The following is a 17,114-nucleotide window of genomic DNA, read 5'->3' on the forward strand; positions in this document are numbered from 1 at the left end:
TCCTCCCTAATTAAGATACTGGTTCAGGTCCCGGGACAGGAACTCGCCGTGCCCGGGCGCACCCGTGAACCCGGCCGGCGACACCACGACCCGGCCGCGCGAGAGGACGGTGTGGACCTTCCCCGTCAGCTCGAACCCCTCGTACGCCGAGTAGTCCACGTTCATGTGGTGCGTCTCGGCCGACAGCGTCTGCTTCGCCGACGGGTCGTACACCACGATGTCCGCGTCGGACCCCGCGGCGATCACCCCCTTGCGGGGATACAGCCCGAACATCCGCGCCGGCGTCGCCGAGCACGTCTCGACCCAGCGGCCCAGCGAGATCTCGCCCGCCACCACACCCTGGTGCAGCAGGTCCATCCGGTGCTCGACACCCGGCATCCCGTTGGGGATCGCCCGGAAGTCGCCGCGGCCGAGCTCCTTCTGGTCCTTGAAGCAGAACGGGCAGTGGTCCGTCGAGACCACCGAAAGGTCGTTGGTCCGCAGCCCGCGCCACAGGTCAGCCTGGTGCGATTTCTCCCGCAACGGCGGGGAAGCCACGAACTTCGCGCCCTCGAAGTCCGGCTTCGCCAGGTCCTCGATGGACAGGTACAGGTACTGCGGACAGGTTTCCGCGAACACGTTCTGCCCGTCGTTGCGCGCCTCCGCCACAGCTGCGAGCGCCTGTGCCGCCGAGAGGTGCACGATGTAGAGCGGCGCACCCGTCACGGCGGCGAGCCGGATGGCGCGCGACGTCGCCTCCCCCTCCAGTTCCGGCGGCCGGGTGAGCCCGTGCTGCAACGGGTCGATCCGCCCCGCTTCGAACGCCTGTGCCGCCAGCTGGTCGATCGCGATGCCGTTCTCGGCGTGCATCATGATCGTCGCGCCGATCTCGCGGGCTTTCTGCATCGCGAGCAGGATCTCGCCGTCGGTGGAGTAGAAGACGCCGGGGTAGGCCATGAACATCTTGAAGCTGCCGACGCCGGCGTCCACGCAGGCCTGCATCTCCTTGAGCGTGGAGTCGTTCACGTCCGACACGATCATGTGGAACCCGTAGTCGATCGCGCAGTTCCCGTCGGCCTTGCCGTGCCACTTGTCCAGAGTGGACTGCAGGGACGTGCCCTTGGCCTGCACTGCGAAGTCGACGATCGTGGTCGTGCCGCCCCACGCCGCCGCGATCGTGCCGGTCTCGAACGTGTCCACCGAGTGCGTGCCGCCGAACGGCATTTCCATGTGGGTGTGCGCGTCGATCCCGCCCGGCAGCACGTACTTGCCGGTCGCGTCGATCGTCTCGTCGGCCTGCTGCAGCGCACCGGGTGCGGCGACAGCGGTGATGCGCTCGCCGTCCACCAGCACGTCGGCCGCCACCGCGCCCGAAGGCGAAACGACTTGGCCTCCCTTGATCAGCGTGGTGGTCATCAGGCCTCCGTCAGCGGGCCGTAGCTGTCCGGACGGCGGTCGCGGTAGAACGCCCACAGGTCGCGCACTTCGGCGAGCCGGCCCAGGTCGAGATCGCGCACCACGATCTCCTCCTCGGTGTCCGAGGCGGCGTCGCCCACGAGCTGCCCGCGCGGATCCACGAAGTACGACTGACCGTAGAAGTCGTTGTCGCCCAGCGGTTCCACGCCGACGCGGTTGATCGTGCCCACGTAGTACTCGTTGGCCACGGCGGCCGCCGGCTGCTCGAGCCGCCACAAGTACTCCGACAGGCCCCGGCTCGTCGCCGACGGGTTGAACACGATCTTCGCGCCCGCCAGGCCCAGCGCGCGCCAGCCTTCGGGGAAGTGGCGCTCGTAGCAGATGTACACGCCGATGCGGCCCACCGCCGTGTCGAACACCGGGTACCCGAGGTTGCCGGGCCGGAAGTAGAACTTCTCCCAGAACCCCTTGACCTGCGGGATGTGGTTCTTGCGGTGCTTGCCCAGGTACTTCCCGTCCGCGTCGATCACCGCCGCGGTGTTGTAGTAGACGCCGGGCTGCTCCTGCTCGTACATCGGCACCACCAGCACCACCCCGTGGCGCTCGGCGACCTCCTGCATGAGCTTTGTGGTGGGGCCGTCGGGGATGCCCTCGGTGTAGGAGTAGTAGTCGGCGTCCTGGATCTGGCAGAAGTACGGGCCGTAGAACAGCTCTTGCAGGCAGACGACCTGGGCGCCCTGCGAAGCCGCCTTGCCGATGGCGTCGACGGCGCATCCGATCATGGACTCCTTGTCACCCGTCCACCGCTGCTGGATCAATCCGGCTCGGACCAGGTCGCTCACTTGTCTCCTCCTTCGTGATGGGCAGGGCGAGCAGCACGTAGACGACGAACGCGCCGGCGAAGCCGATCACCCAGTTGTAGTCGTAGAGCGGTTTGAGGAACGGGATGAGACCGTCCGCGGGGAAGGGGCCGCCGTACGCGCCGCCGACGGCGAGCACCGCACCCACCAGCGTCGCGACGAGGGCGCGCCAGTTCCAGCCGCTGCGGAACCAGTAGATCCCGCCTCGGCTGTAGAGGTCCAGCAGCCGCAGCCGGGTCCGGTTGATCACCCAGTAGCCGGCCACGAGCACGCCGGCGACCGAGCCGAGCAGGCCGCCGTAGAACCCCAGCCACGCGAAGATGTAGATGCTCGGGTCGGAGTAGAGCCGCCATGGCTGGATCGCGATGCCGATGATCCCCGTGATCAGGCCGCCGAGCGCGAACGTGATGCGCTTCGGGAACGCGTTGGAGAAGTCGTAGGAGGGGCTCACCACGTTGGCCGCGAGGTTCGCCGAGATCGTCGCCAGCACGAGCGCGACCAGCGCGACCACCACCACGACCGGGCTGGAGAAGCGGTCCGCGAGCTGGGCCGGGTCCCAGATGTCCTCGCCGTAGAGCACGTGGCCGCCGGAGGTGGTGAGGATGGCGACGATCGCGATGAACGTCATCGTCGTCGGCAGGCCGAGGATCTGGCCACGCACCTGCTTGCGCTGGCTGCCGCCGAAGCGCGTGAAGTCCGGCATGTTGAGCGAGAGCGTGGACCAGAACGCGATCATCGCCATCAGCGACGGCGCGAACACCTGCCAGAAGTCCGAGCCCCAGCCGAGCTTGCCGCCGTCTTCGAGGATCGGGCCGAGCCCGCCCGCCTTCACCAGCACGTAGCCGAGCAGGATGAGGAAGCCGACCGACACGAGCGGCGCCGTCCAGTTCTCGAACTTCCGCACCGCGTCCATGCCGCGCCAGATGATGAGCATCTGCACGATCCAGAACACGCCGAAGCTGAGCCACAGCGTCCAGTGCTGGCCCCAGACCACGGCGGAGTCGCGCCAGCCGGAGCCGGCGAGGCGGCCGACGATCACGTAGATCGCCTCGCCGCCCACCCACGTCTGGATGCCGAACCAGCCGCACGCGATGAACGCGCGCAGCAGCGCGGCGAGGTTGGCGCCGCGCAGGCCGTAGAAGGCGCGGGCGAACACCGGGAACGGGATGCCGTACTTCGTGCCCGCGTGGCTGTTGAGGAGCATCGGCACGAGAACGATGAGGTTGCCGATCGTGATCGTGATGAGCGCCTGCACCCAGTTCATGCCGAGCGCGATGAGCGACGCCGCGAGGGCGTAGCTGGGGATGTTGTGCGCCATCCCCATCCAGAGCGCGAAGTAGTTGTACGTGGTCCAGGTTCGCTTCTTCACCGGGACCGGCGCCAGCTCGGCGTTGAAGAACCGGCTGCCCTCCAGAGACCGGACGTCGCCGAGTTCCACCCGGCCGTCGGCGTGCGTACGTGTCGTCGCCTCCATTTCGGAATCCTGCGCGCCACGCGCGGGCGGGTGGCAGAGGCAGACTGTTCACTCTTCGGACGCCCTCGGCGCAGACTGTCGATTGCGCTCCGCGTCCGGTCCGTGCATGACGTGCGTCACACTACGGTCGTAACAACCGGGCAATCCGGACGTCACATCTCCACAAGATCTCCACAGCTCACCCGGATGGGCTCCACAGCGGTTCCCTAGAGTCGGCGGCATGGACAGAGGGGGACGGCGGGTGCTGGTCGTCGAGGACGACCTGACGATCGCCGCGTCGATCGCCGCCCGGCTGCGCGCGGAGGGCTTCACCGTCGACCTGGCGCACGACGGACCGGCGGCGGTGGCAGCCGACGCGGCGGCGGACCCGGACCTCGTGGTGCTCGACGTGATGCTGCCGGGGTTCGACGGGCTCGAGGTGTGCCGCCGGATCCAGGCGCGGCGGCCGGTCCCGGTGCTGATGCTGACGGCGCGCGCCGACGAGACGGATCTGCTCGTTGGCCTGGGCGTCGGGGCTGACGACTACCTCACCAAGCCGTTCTCGATGCGGGTGCTCAGTGCCCGGGTCTCGGCGCTGCTGCGCCGCGTCGAACGGTCGGCGCAGGCGGCGGCGCCGGAGCGGATCGTGCTGGGGGACCTGGAGATCGACATCGAGCAGCGGCGCGTGGTGCGCGCCGGTGTCGCCGCGCAGCTGACGCCGATCGAGTTCGATCTGCTGGTGCACTTCGCGCGGCGGCCGCGGGCGGTGCAGCCGCGCGAACGGCTGCTGAGCGAGGTGTGGGATTGGGCCGTGCCGGCGGGCGGGGCGGGGACGCGGGCGGTCGACAGTCACATCAAAGCGTTGCGGCGCAAGCTCGGCGCCGACCTGATCCGCACCGTGCACGGGGTGGGCTACGCACTGGAGGTGCCGGCGTGAAGGTGCTGCTGTCGAAAGCTGTCGACCTGCTGCCGAGACCGCTCGACCCGATCCGGTCGATCAAGCTCAAGCTGGCGATCCTCATGCTGGCCGCGGGCGCGATCGCGTTCCTCTTCTTCTGGGCCCGCATCGGCTGGCTGCCACCGGCGACAACGGTGACCGCGATGCTCATCGCTCTGGTCACGTCGCAGATCCTGGCCCACGGCATGACACGGCCGCTGCGCGAGATGACGGCGGCGGCCCGCGCGATGGCGAAGGGTGACTACACGCGCCGCATCCGCGCCACGGCCCGCGACGAGGTAGGCTCGCTGGCGAACGCGTTCAACCAGATGGCCGCCGACCTCGCCACCGCCGACCAGCAGCGGCGCGAGCTCATCGCGAACGTCTCCCACGAGCTGCGCACGCCTATCACCGCGTTGAACGGCGTGCTCGAGAACCTCGTCGACGGCGTCGCCTCCCCGGACACCGCGACGCTGCGCACGGCCCTGCACCAGACCGAACGCCTCGGCCGGCTGGTCACCGAACTGCTGGATCTGTCCCGCATCGACGCGGGGACGTTGCCGCTGGACCTCTCGCGCGTGGACCTCGAGGAGCTGCTCGCCGAGGTCGCCGCCGAAGCCGAAGCCATGGCGGCCGCCGCGGGGCGCGGGGTGCGCTTCGACGTGTCGGTGTCGCCGCCGGGTGCCGCCGTGACGGCCGATCGCGAACGGCTGTACCAGGTCGTGGTGAACCTGCTGGAGAACGCGGCCCGCCACGGCCCGGCGGGCGGTTCGGTGGAGGTCCGCGCGGTGGTCCGGCCCGGGGAGGCGCGGATCGAGGTTCGCGACGAGGGACCGGGCATTCCCGTCGCCGACCGGGATCGGGTCTTCGAGCGCTTCACCCGCGGTGAACGCGCCGGCGGTGGCGGGACGGGGCTGGGGCTGGCCATCGCCCGCTGGGTGGTCGAACTCCACGGCGGGACGATCGGCGTCGTGGAGCCGGCCGGGGTTGCGGACTCGGGCGCCACACCGGGGTGCCGGATCCGGGTGACGCTGCCGGCCTGATCGTTTCCACGCTTGGTGGTCCGGAGCCCTTCCGGGCTGTGCTATTTGCAAAGGCGAACACGGAGGACCTTTCTTGACCGAGGAAATGCCGAGACCGGCGCACGCGGCACCGCCGGAGGTCACTCCGGCTGGGGGAGCCGAGGGGGCTGCCCCAGCCGGCGAACCGGCGGCGGGCGAGCGTGATGGCGCCGCGCGCGCTGCGGCGGGAGTGACGGACTTGTCGGTGGGGACCGATCGTGCGGGCGCAGGGGAGCCCGCTGACGCGGCCGGCCCGACATCCTCCGGCGCAGCAAGGGAGGTCGGCGAGCAGCGTGGTGCCGAGCGCGCCGGGGCGGCCGCGGGTGCATCGTCGGCCGGGGTGGGTGAGCGTAGTGGTGCCGAGTGCGCGACCGTCGGGGAGAGAAGTGCGGACGGGCCGGTGAGAACCGAGTGTGAAGGGGCCGGGGAGCCCGGCAACGCGGCCGGCCCCGCTCGGCTCGGCACAGCGCCGGAGGCCGAGGAGGCGCTGGGCGCCGAGCCCGTCGAGGCGGTCGGGGGTGACCTGCCGGCCGGGAACGGCGAGCGCGCTGGTGCCGAGCGCGCGGCCGCCGCCGGGGAGCACGGCGAGGCGACCGGACGGCAGCAGTCCGGGGTGGCCGTTGCGGCGCCGCCCGGGGCGGCGTTCACGCCGGTGCTCCTGAGGCCCGTCCCGAAGTCGGCGCTGGTGCCGATGGCGGCAGGGGTCCTGCCGGGCGCGGGGCTGGCCGGGGTGGCGAGCGCGGCGTTGGTGCCGCTCGACCGGCCCGGGCTCGGGTGGGTGCTGGCGGGGCTGGTGGTGGCGGCGGTGCTCGTCCCGGTGGACCGGAAGGCGCGCACGTCCGAAACGCCGAAGCGGGGAAAGACGACGGTCGCGTGGGCGGTGCTCGCGCTCCTGCTGCTGGGGGTCGGCGCGGTGCGGGCGTCGGAGTGGTTGTTCGTGTTGTGCGTGGTGGCCGCGGGGGTGGCCGGTTCGCTGGCGGTGGTGGGGCCGCGGACCGTGAACTCCGCGTTCTACGACGTCCTCGCCGTGCCGATCGAGGCGGTCCGGGGCGTGCCGTGGGTTGCGCGCGGGCTGAGGGGCCGGGGGACGCAGCGCGGGCGCGTGCTGGGTGCCGTCCTGGCCGCGGGGGCGGTGCTCGTCGTGTTCGTACCGTTGCTGACGAGCGCCGACGAGACCTTCGCGCACTTCGTCGAGGAACTCGTGCCCGATCTGCGGCTGGATTCGACCGTGCGGTGGGGATTCCTGTTCTGCACCGGGCTCTTCGGCACCGCCGGTGCGTGCTACCTCCTGGCCGGACCACCGCAGCGCGCCGTGGAAACACCCGGGAGGTCGACGAAGGACAGTCTCGTGTGGACGGTACCGCTCGTGACGTTGGTCGTGCTCTTCGCCGTGTACCTGCTCGTGCGGGCCGTCGAGTTGTTCGGCGGCACGAGCTACGTGCTGCACACCGGCGGCCTCACCTCGGCCGAATACGCCCGCGGCGGTTTCTGGCAGCTGTGCGCGTGCACGGTCCTCACGCTCGGCATCGTCATGGCCGCTTTGCGCTGGGCGCCTCGGGCGACGCCGCAAGACCGGCTGCGGCAACGGATCCTGCTGGGTGCGCTCGCGGCGCTGAGCCTGGTCCTCGTCGTCTCCGCGCTCAGTCGCATGTGGACCTATCAGGAGGCCTACGGCTTCACCGTGCTGCGCCTGCTCGTGGAGGTCTGCGAGATCTGGCTCGGCTGCGTGTTCCTGCTCGTCGGCGCGGCGCTGATCACCCTGCGCTCGGCGTGGCTGCCGCGCGCCGCGATCGGGACGGCGGTCGCGGCGGTGCTGGCGCTCGCGGTCGTGAATCCGGAGGCGCTCATCGCCGGTGCGAACATCGATCGCGCCGAGCAAGGGAAACCGCTCGACGTCCGGTACCTGCGGGGATTCTCCGCCGACATCGTGCCGGTGGTCGTCGAACGCCTGCCGAACGCCGAGTGCGTGGCGGGACCGATCGTGCTGCGCCTGGACGACGACGACCTGGTCGACGGCGCCGGCTGGCCCGGCTGGAACCTCAGCCGGACCAGGGCCCTCGACGCGCGAATCCCGCCCGCTCGCTGCGGTTAGAAGCCGAACACACCCGCGGTCTGGGCGTCGGCGGCGCACTTGTTCGCGAACGTCGCGTGGAACGTGACCGGCCGGCCGTGCCACGTGCCGAACGCCGCGACGTCGACCGGCGAGTAGATCATCGTGCAGCGCTGCAGGCGGGGCTTGATCCGCGAGATGTCACCGTCGGCGCCCGTGAGCGTCGCGCAGGCCGCGCCGGCCTTCGGGTGGGTGCCGCCGGCGGGGTCGCAGGTGAGCGAAACGGCGCTGACGCGCCCTGTCGTCTCGTGCATGGTCAGCTGGAGCGCCGACGCGGGCACCGGGGCCGTGACCCCGCCGAGGCCGAGCACGGCCGCCGCGATCGGGGCGAAGGAAGAAAATACCATGCTCCGGCTATCGGCAGCCGGAACCTGATCACTGTGTTCCTCGTCCGGGTGAGCTTTCCTCCCCCGGAAGAGTGGGGTCGCCGGTGAGGTCGTGAGCGAGGAGCGCGACGTAGAGCGACAACATCGACTCCGGGTCTTCCAGCCGCACCCCGAGCACCTGTTCGATGCGAGCGAGCTGCTGGTAATACGCCGTGCGCGAGGTGTGGGCCGCGACGGCCGCCGCCGACTTGTTGCCGCCGTGCGCGCAGTAGTGCCGCAGCGCCTGCACCAGGCGGCTGCCCGTGGCGGCATCGCGCTGCAGCAGCGGCCCCAGCTCGCGCGCGGCGAACGCCGTCACGCGCTCGTCGCCCGCGAGCAGGTGCAGCAGCCCGCGCAGCCGGACGTCGTGCAGGCGGTGCAGGGGCCGCTCGGTGCCTTCACCGCCGTCGCCGCCCTCGCTCAGCGCCGCCGCAGCCACCTGCGCGGCCTCGACCAGCGTCCGGCGCGCTTCCGCGGGCCCGGTGACGGTCGTACCCACCGCGATCACGCCGGGCGCACTGGCGCGCGCCTCGTGGATGTCGGCGGCCAACCGCGACAGCACCGCTTCGGTGTGCGCTTCCGGGGACAGCGCGAGCAGCGCCCGCACGCACGTTTCGTCCGCGGCCACGAGCGCCGAGACCTTGGCCCGCCGCGCGGCCAGCACCGTCGCCTCCGCCAGCTCACGCAGCAGCGGCGGGGTCGACAGCGACTGCCGGGACGTCGCCGCCACCCGCGGCCGCACCGCGAGCCCGACCAGCCGCCGCCCGGGCAGCGGCACAGCCAGGGCCGACGCCCGCGCCAGGAGTTCCGCCGACGGCGCCGGCGAGGCCAGCAGCTCGGTGAGCACCGCACGGTGTGCCTGCCGTTCCAGCGTGTCGGCGTCCCGCGTGACGAGCCGGTACACGGCCAGCGCCGACGCCGCCCGCTCGGCCACCACCCGGTAGCGGTGCGGCGGTGGCTCCGCGCAGACGAGCACGAGCCGGCCCCAGTCGTGGCCACGCGCGCCGACCACCGTCACGAGCCAGCCGGCCCTCGCGTGGTACCCGGTCCGTTCGCCGAGCTGCACCACCCGCGACCGCGCCGGCCAGCCGGTGAGCAGTTCGCCGGGATCGGTGCCGGCCGCGTCGTAGGCGAGTACCTCGTGAGCCAGCGTCTCGAGCACCACGGGCTGGTCGGTCAGGCGCGTGACCTCGCCGAGGACCACCCCGGGCTCCGCGCTCGCGACGGTGAGCGCGGTGAACGTCTCGTGCACGCGTTCGGCCGCGCGCAGCTCGGCGACCTGCGCGTCGACGATCAGCCCGTTCACGGCCTCGGTCACCGCGACGTAACGCGTCTCGCGCGAAAGCGTGATGAGCGGCAGTCCGCGCTGTTCGGCTGCCTCGACGAGCGTTCTCGGCAGCCGGTCGTGCCAGTGCCGCACGAGCTCGACGACCACACCGGCAGCGCCCACCTCGGCGAGGTCGGCGACGTAGCGGGCCAGTGACGGCCCGTCATCCGGCAGCGCGACGCCGGTCGTGAGCACCAGTTCACCACCGCGCAGCAGGTGGGCGATGTCGGCGACCTCGGCGACGTGCGCCCAGCGCACCGGCCGGTCGAGCCCCGTGCTGCCCGCCACGACGTGAGGCTGGCCCTGGCGCAGCGCCGGCAGCGCGAGCACCTCGGAGACGGTCGGGTACATCCGGCCTCGGCCCTCCTTCCGCACCGGCAGGCACAGACTGTACGGCCGCACGCGGGAGTCCGTACACGTTGCCGATGGCGTCCGCGTGGCGGCCGCCCGGAGACTCGGGTGGACACCGACCCGAGAGAAGGAGCCGACGTCGTGACCGACCGCATCAGCCATTGGATCGACGGCAAGCCGTTCACCGGCGCGGCCGGGCGCACCGGCGACGTGTACGACCCGGCGACCGGCGAGGTCCGGGCGAAGGTGGACTTCGCGGGACCGGCCGAGGTCGACCAGGCGGTGGCCGCGGCCGCGGCGGCGCTGCCCGGGTGGCGTGGCACGTCGCTGGCCGGGCGCACGCGCGTGCTGTTCGCCTTCCGTGAGCTGCTGACCGTGCGCAAGCACGACCTCGCCAAGATCATCACGAGCGAGCACGGCAAGGTCGAGTCCGACGCGGCGGGCGAGGTCGCGCGGGCGATCGAGAACGTCGAATACGCGTGCGGCGCCGCACAGCTGCTCAAGGGCGGCTTCACCGAGAACGCCTCCACCGGCGTCGACGTGTACTCGATCTCGCAGGCGCTGGGCGTGGTCGGCGTGATCTCGCCGTTCAACTTCCCCGCGATGGTGCCGTTGTGGTTCGTGCCCAACGCGCTGGCGTGCGGCAACACGGTGGTGCTCAAGCCCAGTGAAAAAGATCCGTCGGCGGCGCTGTTCATCGCCGAGCTCCTGGCCGAGGCCGGGCTGCCGGCCGGGGTCTTCAACGTCCTGCACGGTGACAAGGCCGCGGTCGACGGGCTGCTGGAGCACCGCGACGTCAAGGCGATCTCGTTCGTCGGCTCCACGCCGATCGCGCGCTACGTCTACGAGACCGGCACGCGCCACGGCAAGCGCGTGCAGGCCCTCGGCGGTGCGAAGAACCACATGGTCGTGCTGCCCGACGCCGACCTCGACCTCGCGGCCGACGCCGCGGTGTCGGCCGGGTTCGGCTCGGCGGGGGAGCGGTGCATGGCCGTGTCGGTGGTCGTCGCCGTGGACCCGATCGGTGACGAGCTCGTCGCGAAGATCACCGAGCGGATGGAGCGCCTGCGCGTCGGCGACGGCCGTGATCCGGAGTCGGAGATGGGGCCGTTGGTGACCAAGGCGCACCACGGCCGCGTGTCGTCGTATGTGGACGCCGGCGTGGGTGAAGGCGCCGAGCTCGTGGTGGACGGGCGCGGGATCGAGGTCCGCGGCGCCGAGGGTGGGTTCTGGCTCGGCCCGACGCTGTTCGACCGGGTCCGCCCCGGCATGTCGGTCTACACCGACGAGATCTTCGGCCCCGTCCTGTCCGTCGCGCGGGCGGCGAGCTTCGACGACGCGCTGAACCTGGTCAACGCCAACCCGTACGGCAACGGCACCGCGATCTTCACCGGCGACGGTGGCGCCGCACGGCGCTACCAGAACGAGGTGGAGGTGGGCATGGTCGGCGTCAACGTGCCCATCCCGGTTCCGGTGGGCTACTACTCGTTCGGCGGCTGGAAGGACTCGCTGTTCGGCGACACGCACGCGTACGGGCCCGAGGGCTTCCACTTCTTCACGCGCACCAAGGTCGTCACTTCGCGCTGGCCGGACACCTCACACGCCGGGGTGAACCTCGGGTTCCCGAAAAACACCTGACCTGCTCGTCCGGGGAAGCTTCGAGGGGTGCTTCCCCGGACGGGGTTTGCAGGGGTCACGGCGAGCGGCCTAAACTGAACTGTACGTTCAGTTCACTTTAGGAGGCCAGCATGTCCGCACAGCCCGCACGAGCGTCGGGAACGTTCGCCATCGGCGGTGACCTGCCCGTGGTACGGCTCGGTTTCGGCGCGATGCAGCTGCCGGGCCCCGGTGTCTGGGGCGAATCGCGTGACCCGGAGGGCGCGGTGCGCGTGCTGCGCCGGACCGTCGAACTGGGGATCACGCTCATCGACACCGCCGACGCGTACGGCCCGTTCGTGGCCGACCTGCTCATCCACGAGGCCCTGCACCCCTACCCCGACGACCTCGTGATCGCGACCAAAGCCGGCTTCACGCGGCAGGGGCCGAACCAGTGGATCCCCGTCGGCAGGCCCGAGTACCTGCGCCAGCAGGTCGAGCTGAGCCTGCGCCACCTCGGCCTGGAGCGGATCGACCTGCTGCAGCTGCACCGCATCGACCCGAAGGTGCCCGTCGCCGAGCAGATCGGCGAGCTCGCCGCGCTGCAGTCGGAGGGCAAGATCCGGCACATCGGCCTGTCGGAGGTCTCGATCGACGAGCTCCGGGAAGCGCAGAAGACGGCGACGATCGTCTCGGTGCAGAACCGCTTCAACCTCGCCGATCGCCACTCCGAGGCGCTGCTCGACCACGTGACGGCCGAGGGCATCGCGTTCATCCCCTGGTTTCCGCTGGCCACCGGTTCGCTCGCGGGTGCGGACAGCCCGCTCGCGAAGGTCTCGGCCGAGCACGGCGCGTCGCCTTCGCAGCTCGCGCTGGCGTGGCTGCTCAAGCGCTCGCCGGTGATGCTGCCGATCCCCGGCACCTCCAGCGTCGAGCACCTGGAGGACAACACCGCGGCGGCCGAGCTCGAGCTGAGCGATGACGAGTTCGCGGCGCTGAGCGCGGCGGCGCGATGAGCGTCTGGTTCGTCACGGGTGCGTCGCGCGGCTTCGGGCTCGAGGTCGTGCGGGCGGCACTGGAGCGCGGCGACCAGGTGGTGGCGACCGCGCGCCGGGCAGCGGCCGTGGAGAAGGAGTTCCCCGGTCATCCCGACGTGCTCGCGGTGGCCCTCGACGTCACCGACGAGGCGCAGGCAGCGGCCGCCGTCGGCGCGGCGCTGGACCGGTTCGGGCGCATCGACGTGCTGGTGAACAATGCCGGGCGCGGGCTTCTGGGCGCCGTGGAGGAGGCGTCGGACAGCGCCGTTCGCGCGGTGTTCGACGCCAACGTGTTCGGGCTGCTCGCCGTGACGCGCGCCGTGCTGCCGGTGCTGCGGCGGCAGCGCTCGGGGCACGTGGTGAACCTCAGCTCCGTCGGTGGCTTCACGACCGGGGCGGGCTGGGGCGTGTACGGCGCGACGAAGTTCGCCGTCGAGGCGCTTTCGGAGGCGCTGCACGCGGAACTGGCGCCGCTCGGCGTGCGCGTGACGGTGGTGGAGCCGGGGTTGTTCCGCACGGACTTCCTCGATTCGTCGAGCCTGCACCAGGCGGACGGCGAGATCGCCGACTACGCGACCACAGCCGGCGCCACTCGCGCCGGCGCGGCGTCCCGCAACCACGAGCAACCGGGCGACCCGCGCAAGGCCGCGCAGGCGATCGTCACGGTCGTCGCGTCCGACGAGCCGCCGCTGCGGATCCAGCTCGGTGCCGATTCGGTCGCCCGGGTGGAGGCGAAGCTGGACTTCGTGCGCGACGAGCTCTCGCGCTGGCGTGCTCTGTCGGTGTCGACGGACCATGCCTGAGCTGCCTTTGCGCCCGCGCAGCGCGCGCGCCCACGAGACCGCCCTGGCCGCGGCACGCGCCCTGCTGGCCGAGGGCGGCCTCCCCGCCGCGACGGTCGACGCGATCAGCGCGCGCTCGGGCGTCAGCAAAGCCACGCTGTACAAGCACTGGCCCAGCCGCACCGCCCTGGCGGCCGAGGCGTTCGGCCGGGAGATGGCGGACGCGATCCCGTTGCCCGACACCGGAGACCCGCGCGCCGACGTGGTGGAGCAGGTTCGCCGCGTGAGCGCGTTCTACGCCGGTCCCGCCGGCACGGTGTTCGCGCAGCTGCTGGCCGCGTGCGTCACCGACCCGGAAGCCGCCACGTACTTCCGCCGCTACTTCCTCGACGGTCGCCGCGCCGCGATTTCCGTGCTGTGGCAACGCGTGACCGCCGCCGGCCTGTCCTCAGTGGACACGGACACCGCGACCGACCTCCTGTTCGGCCCCTTGATCTTCCGCCGCCTGACCGGCCACGCGCCCCTCACCGTCGCGGAAGCCGACGCGATCTCCTCGGCAGCACTGGAGGGCCTGCTCAAGCAGGGATGACGTTGACGATGTTGCGGCCGTTGGGGGTGAGGTAGACGGTGTTCTCCTGCTCCGGCCGGAACTTTGCGCGCATGTCGCTGTAGACGGTGTAGGTGCGGCCGTTGAAGCGCGCGTAGTAGTGCGGGTTTTGGCCCTGGCTCATCTGCGTGTAGAGCAGGATCGGGTAGCGGTCGGGCAGGGGCCGGTGCCGTTCGACGTCGTGGGTGTAGCCGGTGAACCACGTGAGCTTGCCGCGGCGTAGGACGCGCAGCCGGAAGACGCAGAACCAGACGAGCAGGGCCACGACGACGGTGACCGGGGCCGCGAGGATGAAACCCCAGCCTTGCGAGTACCCGGGGATGATCGCGAGGACCCAGATCCCGATGGCCAGGAGCGCGGCCGCCATCCAGAAGTTGAAGTCGAGGATCTTCCAGCGCTGCGAGGGGTGAAGCCGGCCGCTGCGGTTGATGCGGGCGACTTCCTCGGGGTCGGTTTTCATGCCGGTACCACGTTGACGATGGTGCGGCCGTTGGGGGCGAGGTAGATCGTGTTCTCCTGCTCCGGCCGGAACTTGGCGTGCATGTCGCCGAAGATCGCGAACCGCTTTCCGTTGAAACGCACGTAGTAGTGCGCATGGTTGCCTTGGCTCATCACGGTGTAGAGCAGCACCGGGTACTGGTCGGGCAGCGGCCGGTGCCGATCGATGTCGTGGGCGTAGCCGGTGAACCAGGTCAGCGTTCCCGGTCGCAGTACGTGCAGCCGGAAGACGCAGAACCAGATGAGCAACGCCATGATCACGATGACCGGGGCCGCGAGGATGAAGCCCCAGCCTTGCGAGTAGCCCGGGATGATCGTCAGGACCCAGATCCCGAGAGCGAGAAGCACGACCGCGAACCAGAAGTTGAGGATCTTCCCCCACGGCGAAGGATGAAGCCGCCTGCTGCTGTTGACGTGGGCGACTTCCTCGGGGTCGGTTTTCACTCTGGCTTCTTTCCGCCGCCTTCGGACGCGGTCTCGCCTGCGCCTTCGCCGCCTTCGGACTCGGCTTCCTTGCGCTCCTCTTCGTACGCCTTGCTCGCTTCGTCGTGCCGGGCGAACTGCTCGTTCTCCTGCCGCCGTGACTCCGTCGCGACTCCCGTCGTGTCCGCCCAATTCCACTTGGGGATGTCGCCGTTGGCGTCCTTCCAGGCGTCGGGCTTGAGGAAGCTGCGGCCGTCTTCGGAGACGGTTTCACCGGCCTTCTTGACGTGTTCCCCGAGATTCGGCTTCGAGCCCTCGGTCCAGCGGTCGGCCTTCGCGGCGACGCCTTCGTCCACGTGGGATTTGCCGGCTGCGCGGGCGGCGTCGGTGAGTTCGTTGCCCTTCTTCTCGGCTGCCGCGGCGACGTCGACGCTCTTGTTGGTGATCTTGTCGGCCGTCGTGCCGAGCTTCTTGAGCGCGTTGGTGGCGTCTTCGATGGCGGCGCGCGACTTGCCGGCGCTCTGGATCAGCTTCTCGAGCTTCTCGACGACCTGCGCGATGCGGCCGCTGATCTTCTCGGCGAGAATGCCGCCCTCGACGACGGTGTCGGCGATGAACGCCGCCACCGTGCCGCCGAAGGTGCACCAAGACGCGGCCAGTGCGGCGACAGCCTTGATGATCAGCTCGCCCACGAACGACGAGATCATGTCGCGGATCAGGCCGCGCTCGGTACCGACCAATGCGGCAGCCACGTTCATGCCGATCGACGCGGCGTGGGCTTGGCCCGAGGCGCCACGCAGCGTCGCGGCGTAGCCCTTGGCCATGTCCTGGTAAGCCTGGCCGCCCAGGCCCTGGAAGTCCGGGGCGACCTTGGCGGCAGCCTGCTCGTACTGGCCGGCGCTGCGCTCCAGTTGCTGGGCGACGTTGTCCCAGGTCTGGGCTTTGGCCGTGACCGCCTCGGGGTTGCCGGCGAGCTTGTCGAGGCCTTCCTTGAGGAAGCTGATGTGCTCGATCAGCCAGCCGACACCCGCGCTGGCCAGCGAGCCCAGCGGGTCCATCAGCACGCCGAGCAGGTCCAGTCCGACCGTCACCCCGTCGGCAGCGAGGTTCAGCCAGTCGCCGTTGCGGCCGTCGGTGATACCCGAGGCGATGTCGTTGAGGATGCCCGCACCGGAGGTCTGGGCGTTGAGGTTGTCCATCTCGTGGCTCGACGAGCCCATGTTCGACGTGAAGCCGCTGGGCGACTCCGAGTGGGCGACGAGCGGGTTCTCCTGCGTCTCGGTCATGCCGGCAGCTCCCCGCGCGTCGAGTTGAGGTGGGTCGAAGCCTTCTGCTGGTGGCCGTCGTACGCGTCGTGAGCCTGCCCCAGCTTGTCGGCGATGCCGTCGGCCGTGTCGGCGACGTGGTTGATGAAGATCGACGCGATGCCCGTCCAGATCTCCATCGCCGCGCCGAACGGCGAACCGACGATCCCGAACGCGTCGTCGCCCATCGCCTGGCCGTCGACGGTGGCCTGGGCGGCGGTGTGCACGCCCGCTGCGATGTCTTGCACCTCACCCTTGTGTGCTTGCAGTGCCGGAAGGTGCACCTCCAGGTCCCCTGCCATCAGAAACGCCTCCCCAGGATCGAGCCGCCGTTGTAGTAGTCGTCGTCATCGGAGGGGTCCACCGGCGGCCGTTGGGGCCGGGCAGGGCGCGCGGGAGGGGCCGGCGGAGCAGGGTGACGCATCCCACCCGCCGGAGGACGCATCCCACCCGCCGGGGGAGCGGGCGGAGCCGGCGGGCGCGGCGGCGGAGGTGCGTCCTCCTCGCGATTGAAGAACTGTCGCGTTTCCTGGGCCGGGGCCTGTTCCTCGGGGACTTCCGGGGTGGGGATCTGCTCTTCGAGGAAATGCATCGCGTCGCTGTTCTCGCCGATGACCGGAGCCATGATCGATTTCAGCTGCTGCGCCGCCTGGGCCTGGGCGCGGTGCGCCGTGGCGACCACGGCGGCGGCCAGCGCGCTGCGTGAGATCTCCTCCGCGCGCGGACCGAAGCTGACCTGCTGCAACGCTCCGCTCGTGTTCACCGTCACGGTGACGGCGCCGTCACTGCTCGTCGCCGTGGCGGCGACGTGCTTGAGGCGCTTCTGGGCCTCGACGGCCCGGCGTCCGATTTCGGCGATTTCGGGTGCGCGCGCGTTATTGTCCACAATTGCCCTCGGGTTGTCCGTTCCCACCACGTACTCTCTGAGGCAGCAAACCGGCAATCGGTTCCGCGGGCAAGCCAAGAATTTAATTGTCCGGTTCGCCGTAATTAAGGGCGATTTGTCAT

The 17,114-nt window shown here is 70.7% G+C and carries 17 protein-coding genes; 7 read left to right on the top strand and 10 right to left on the bottom strand.

The features are described 5' to 3' along the window. Positions 1-6: 6 nt before the first annotated feature. The 3 genes from hydA to I6J71_RS11270 are packed head-to-tail and all read right to left on the bottom strand — an operon-like array spanning position 7 to position 3,729. The gene (gene hydA, locus I6J71_RS11260; RefSeq protein WP_204094667.1) at positions 7-1,395 is read right to left on the bottom strand and encodes a dihydropyrimidinase; all 1,389 of its coding nucleotides are present in this window, start codon (positions 1,393-1,395) and stop codon (positions 7-9) included. Next, on the bottom strand, positions 1,395-2,237 hold the full coding sequence (locus I6J71_RS11265) for a nitrilase-related carbon-nitrogen hydrolase (protein ID WP_204094668.1): 843 nt from the start codon (positions 2,235-2,237) through the stop codon (positions 1,395-1,397). The genes hydA and I6J71_RS11265 overlap by 1 nt, the downstream gene beginning before the upstream one ends. Then, on the bottom strand, positions 2,188-3,729 hold the full coding sequence (locus I6J71_RS11270; RefSeq protein ID WP_204094669.1) for an NCS1 family nucleobase:cation symporter-1: 1,542 nt from the start codon (positions 3,727-3,729) through the stop codon (positions 2,188-2,190). The genes I6J71_RS11265 and I6J71_RS11270 overlap by 50 nt, the downstream gene beginning before the upstream one ends. Positions 3,730-3,949: 220 nt before the next feature. Between I6J71_RS11270 and I6J71_RS11275 the strand changes: the two genes are divergently transcribed. The 3 genes from I6J71_RS11275 to I6J71_RS11285 all read left to right on the top strand — a co-directional run bounded on the left by I6J71_RS11275 (position 3,950) and on the right by I6J71_RS11285 (position 7,798). Then, entirely contained in the window at positions 3,950-4,645 is a 696-nt protein-coding gene (locus tag I6J71_RS11275) for a response regulator transcription factor (RefSeq protein ID WP_204094670.1), read from the top strand. Then, complete coding sequence (locus I6J71_RS11280) at positions 4,642-5,688, top strand: HAMP domain-containing sensor histidine kinase (RefSeq protein WP_204094671.1); 1,047 nt, start codon at positions 4,642-4,644, stop codon at positions 5,686-5,688. Before I6J71_RS11275 ends, I6J71_RS11280 begins: the two co-directional genes overlap by 4 nt. A gap of 418 nt (positions 5,689-6,106) precedes the next feature. Beyond that, the gene (locus I6J71_RS11285) at positions 6,107-7,798 is read left to right on the top strand and encodes a DUF4153 domain-containing protein (RefSeq protein WP_239154656.1); all 1,692 of its coding nucleotides are present in this window, start codon (positions 6,107-6,109) and stop codon (positions 7,796-7,798) included. Here the strand turns inward: I6J71_RS11285 and I6J71_RS11290 are convergent. Together I6J71_RS11290 and I6J71_RS11295 are read right to left on the bottom strand one after the other, a co-directional pair. Further along, positions 7,795-8,163: an SSI family serine proteinase inhibitor gene (locus tag I6J71_RS11290; protein ID WP_204094672.1), complete on the bottom strand. Its 369-nt coding sequence runs from the start codon at positions 8,161-8,163 to the stop codon at positions 7,795-7,797. The genes I6J71_RS11285 and I6J71_RS11290 overlap by 4 nt on opposite strands. Positions 8,164-8,191: 28 nt before the next feature. After that, positions 8,192-9,859: a PucR family transcriptional regulator gene (locus I6J71_RS11295; RefSeq protein WP_204094673.1), complete on the bottom strand. Its 1,668-nt coding sequence runs from the start codon at positions 9,857-9,859 to the stop codon at positions 8,192-8,194. A 141-nt stretch (positions 9,860-10,000) separates the two neighbouring features. Here I6J71_RS11295 and I6J71_RS11300 point away from each other — a divergent pair, with 141 nt between their 5' ends. From I6J71_RS11300 to I6J71_RS11315, 4 genes are all read left to right on the top strand, one after another. Then, complete coding sequence (locus I6J71_RS11300; RefSeq protein WP_204094674.1) at positions 10,001-11,497, top strand: CoA-acylating methylmalonate-semialdehyde dehydrogenase; 1,497 nt, start codon at positions 10,001-10,003, stop codon at positions 11,495-11,497. A gap of 110 nt (positions 11,498-11,607) precedes the next feature. Next, on the top strand, positions 11,608-12,471 hold the full coding sequence (locus tag I6J71_RS11305) for an aldo/keto reductase (protein WP_204094675.1): 864 nt from the start codon (positions 11,608-11,610) through the stop codon (positions 12,469-12,471). Beyond that, on the top strand, positions 12,468-13,295 hold the full coding sequence (locus I6J71_RS11310; protein WP_204094676.1) for an oxidoreductase: 828 nt from the start codon (positions 12,468-12,470) through the stop codon (positions 13,293-13,295). Before I6J71_RS11305 ends, I6J71_RS11310 begins: the two co-directional genes overlap by 4 nt. Next, a complete protein-coding gene (locus I6J71_RS11315; protein WP_204094677.1) occupies positions 13,288-13,863 on the top strand; it encodes a TetR/AcrR family transcriptional regulator in 576 nt (191 codons plus the stop codon). Before I6J71_RS11310 ends, I6J71_RS11315 begins: the two co-directional genes overlap by 8 nt. Here I6J71_RS11315 and I6J71_RS11320 read toward each other — a convergent pair. Genes I6J71_RS11320 through I6J71_RS11340 form a run of 5 tightly spaced genes read right to left on the bottom strand, consistent with a single transcriptional unit; the run spans position 13,850 to position 17,019 of the window. Continuing rightward, positions 13,850-14,341, bottom strand: a complete 492-nt coding sequence (locus I6J71_RS11320) for a hypothetical protein (RefSeq protein WP_204094678.1) — start codon at positions 14,339-14,341, stop codon at positions 13,850-13,852. The two genes, I6J71_RS11315 and I6J71_RS11320, sit on opposite strands and share 14 nt — an antisense overlap. Next, the gene (locus tag I6J71_RS11325) at positions 14,338-14,823 is read right to left on the bottom strand and encodes a hypothetical protein (protein WP_204094679.1); all 486 of its coding nucleotides are present in this window, start codon (positions 14,821-14,823) and stop codon (positions 14,338-14,340) included. The genes I6J71_RS11320 and I6J71_RS11325 overlap by 4 nt, the downstream gene beginning before the upstream one ends. Further along, entirely contained in the window at positions 14,820-16,088 is a 1,269-nt protein-coding gene (locus tag I6J71_RS11330) for a hypothetical protein (RefSeq protein ID WP_204094680.1), read from the bottom strand. The genes I6J71_RS11325 and I6J71_RS11330 overlap by 4 nt, the downstream gene beginning before the upstream one ends. Beyond that, positions 16,085-16,408 (bottom strand): type VII secretion target, encoded by a 324-nt coding sequence (locus tag I6J71_RS11335; protein WP_204094681.1) that lies wholly within the window; start codon positions 16,406-16,408, stop codon positions 16,085-16,087. The genes I6J71_RS11330 and I6J71_RS11335 overlap by 4 nt, the downstream gene beginning before the upstream one ends. Next, positions 16,408-17,019 (bottom strand): YbaB/EbfC family nucleoid-associated protein, encoded by a 612-nt coding sequence (locus I6J71_RS11340; protein ID WP_239154658.1) that lies wholly within the window; start codon positions 17,017-17,019, stop codon positions 16,408-16,410. The genes I6J71_RS11335 and I6J71_RS11340 overlap by 1 nt, the downstream gene beginning before the upstream one ends. Positions 17,020-17,114: the final 95 nt, after the last annotated feature.

The sequence above is a fragment of the Amycolatopsis sp. FDAARGOS 1241 genome (assembly GCF_016889705.1).
Classification (GTDB): Bacteria; Actinomycetota; Actinomycetes; order Mycobacteriales; family Pseudonocardiaceae; genus Amycolatopsis.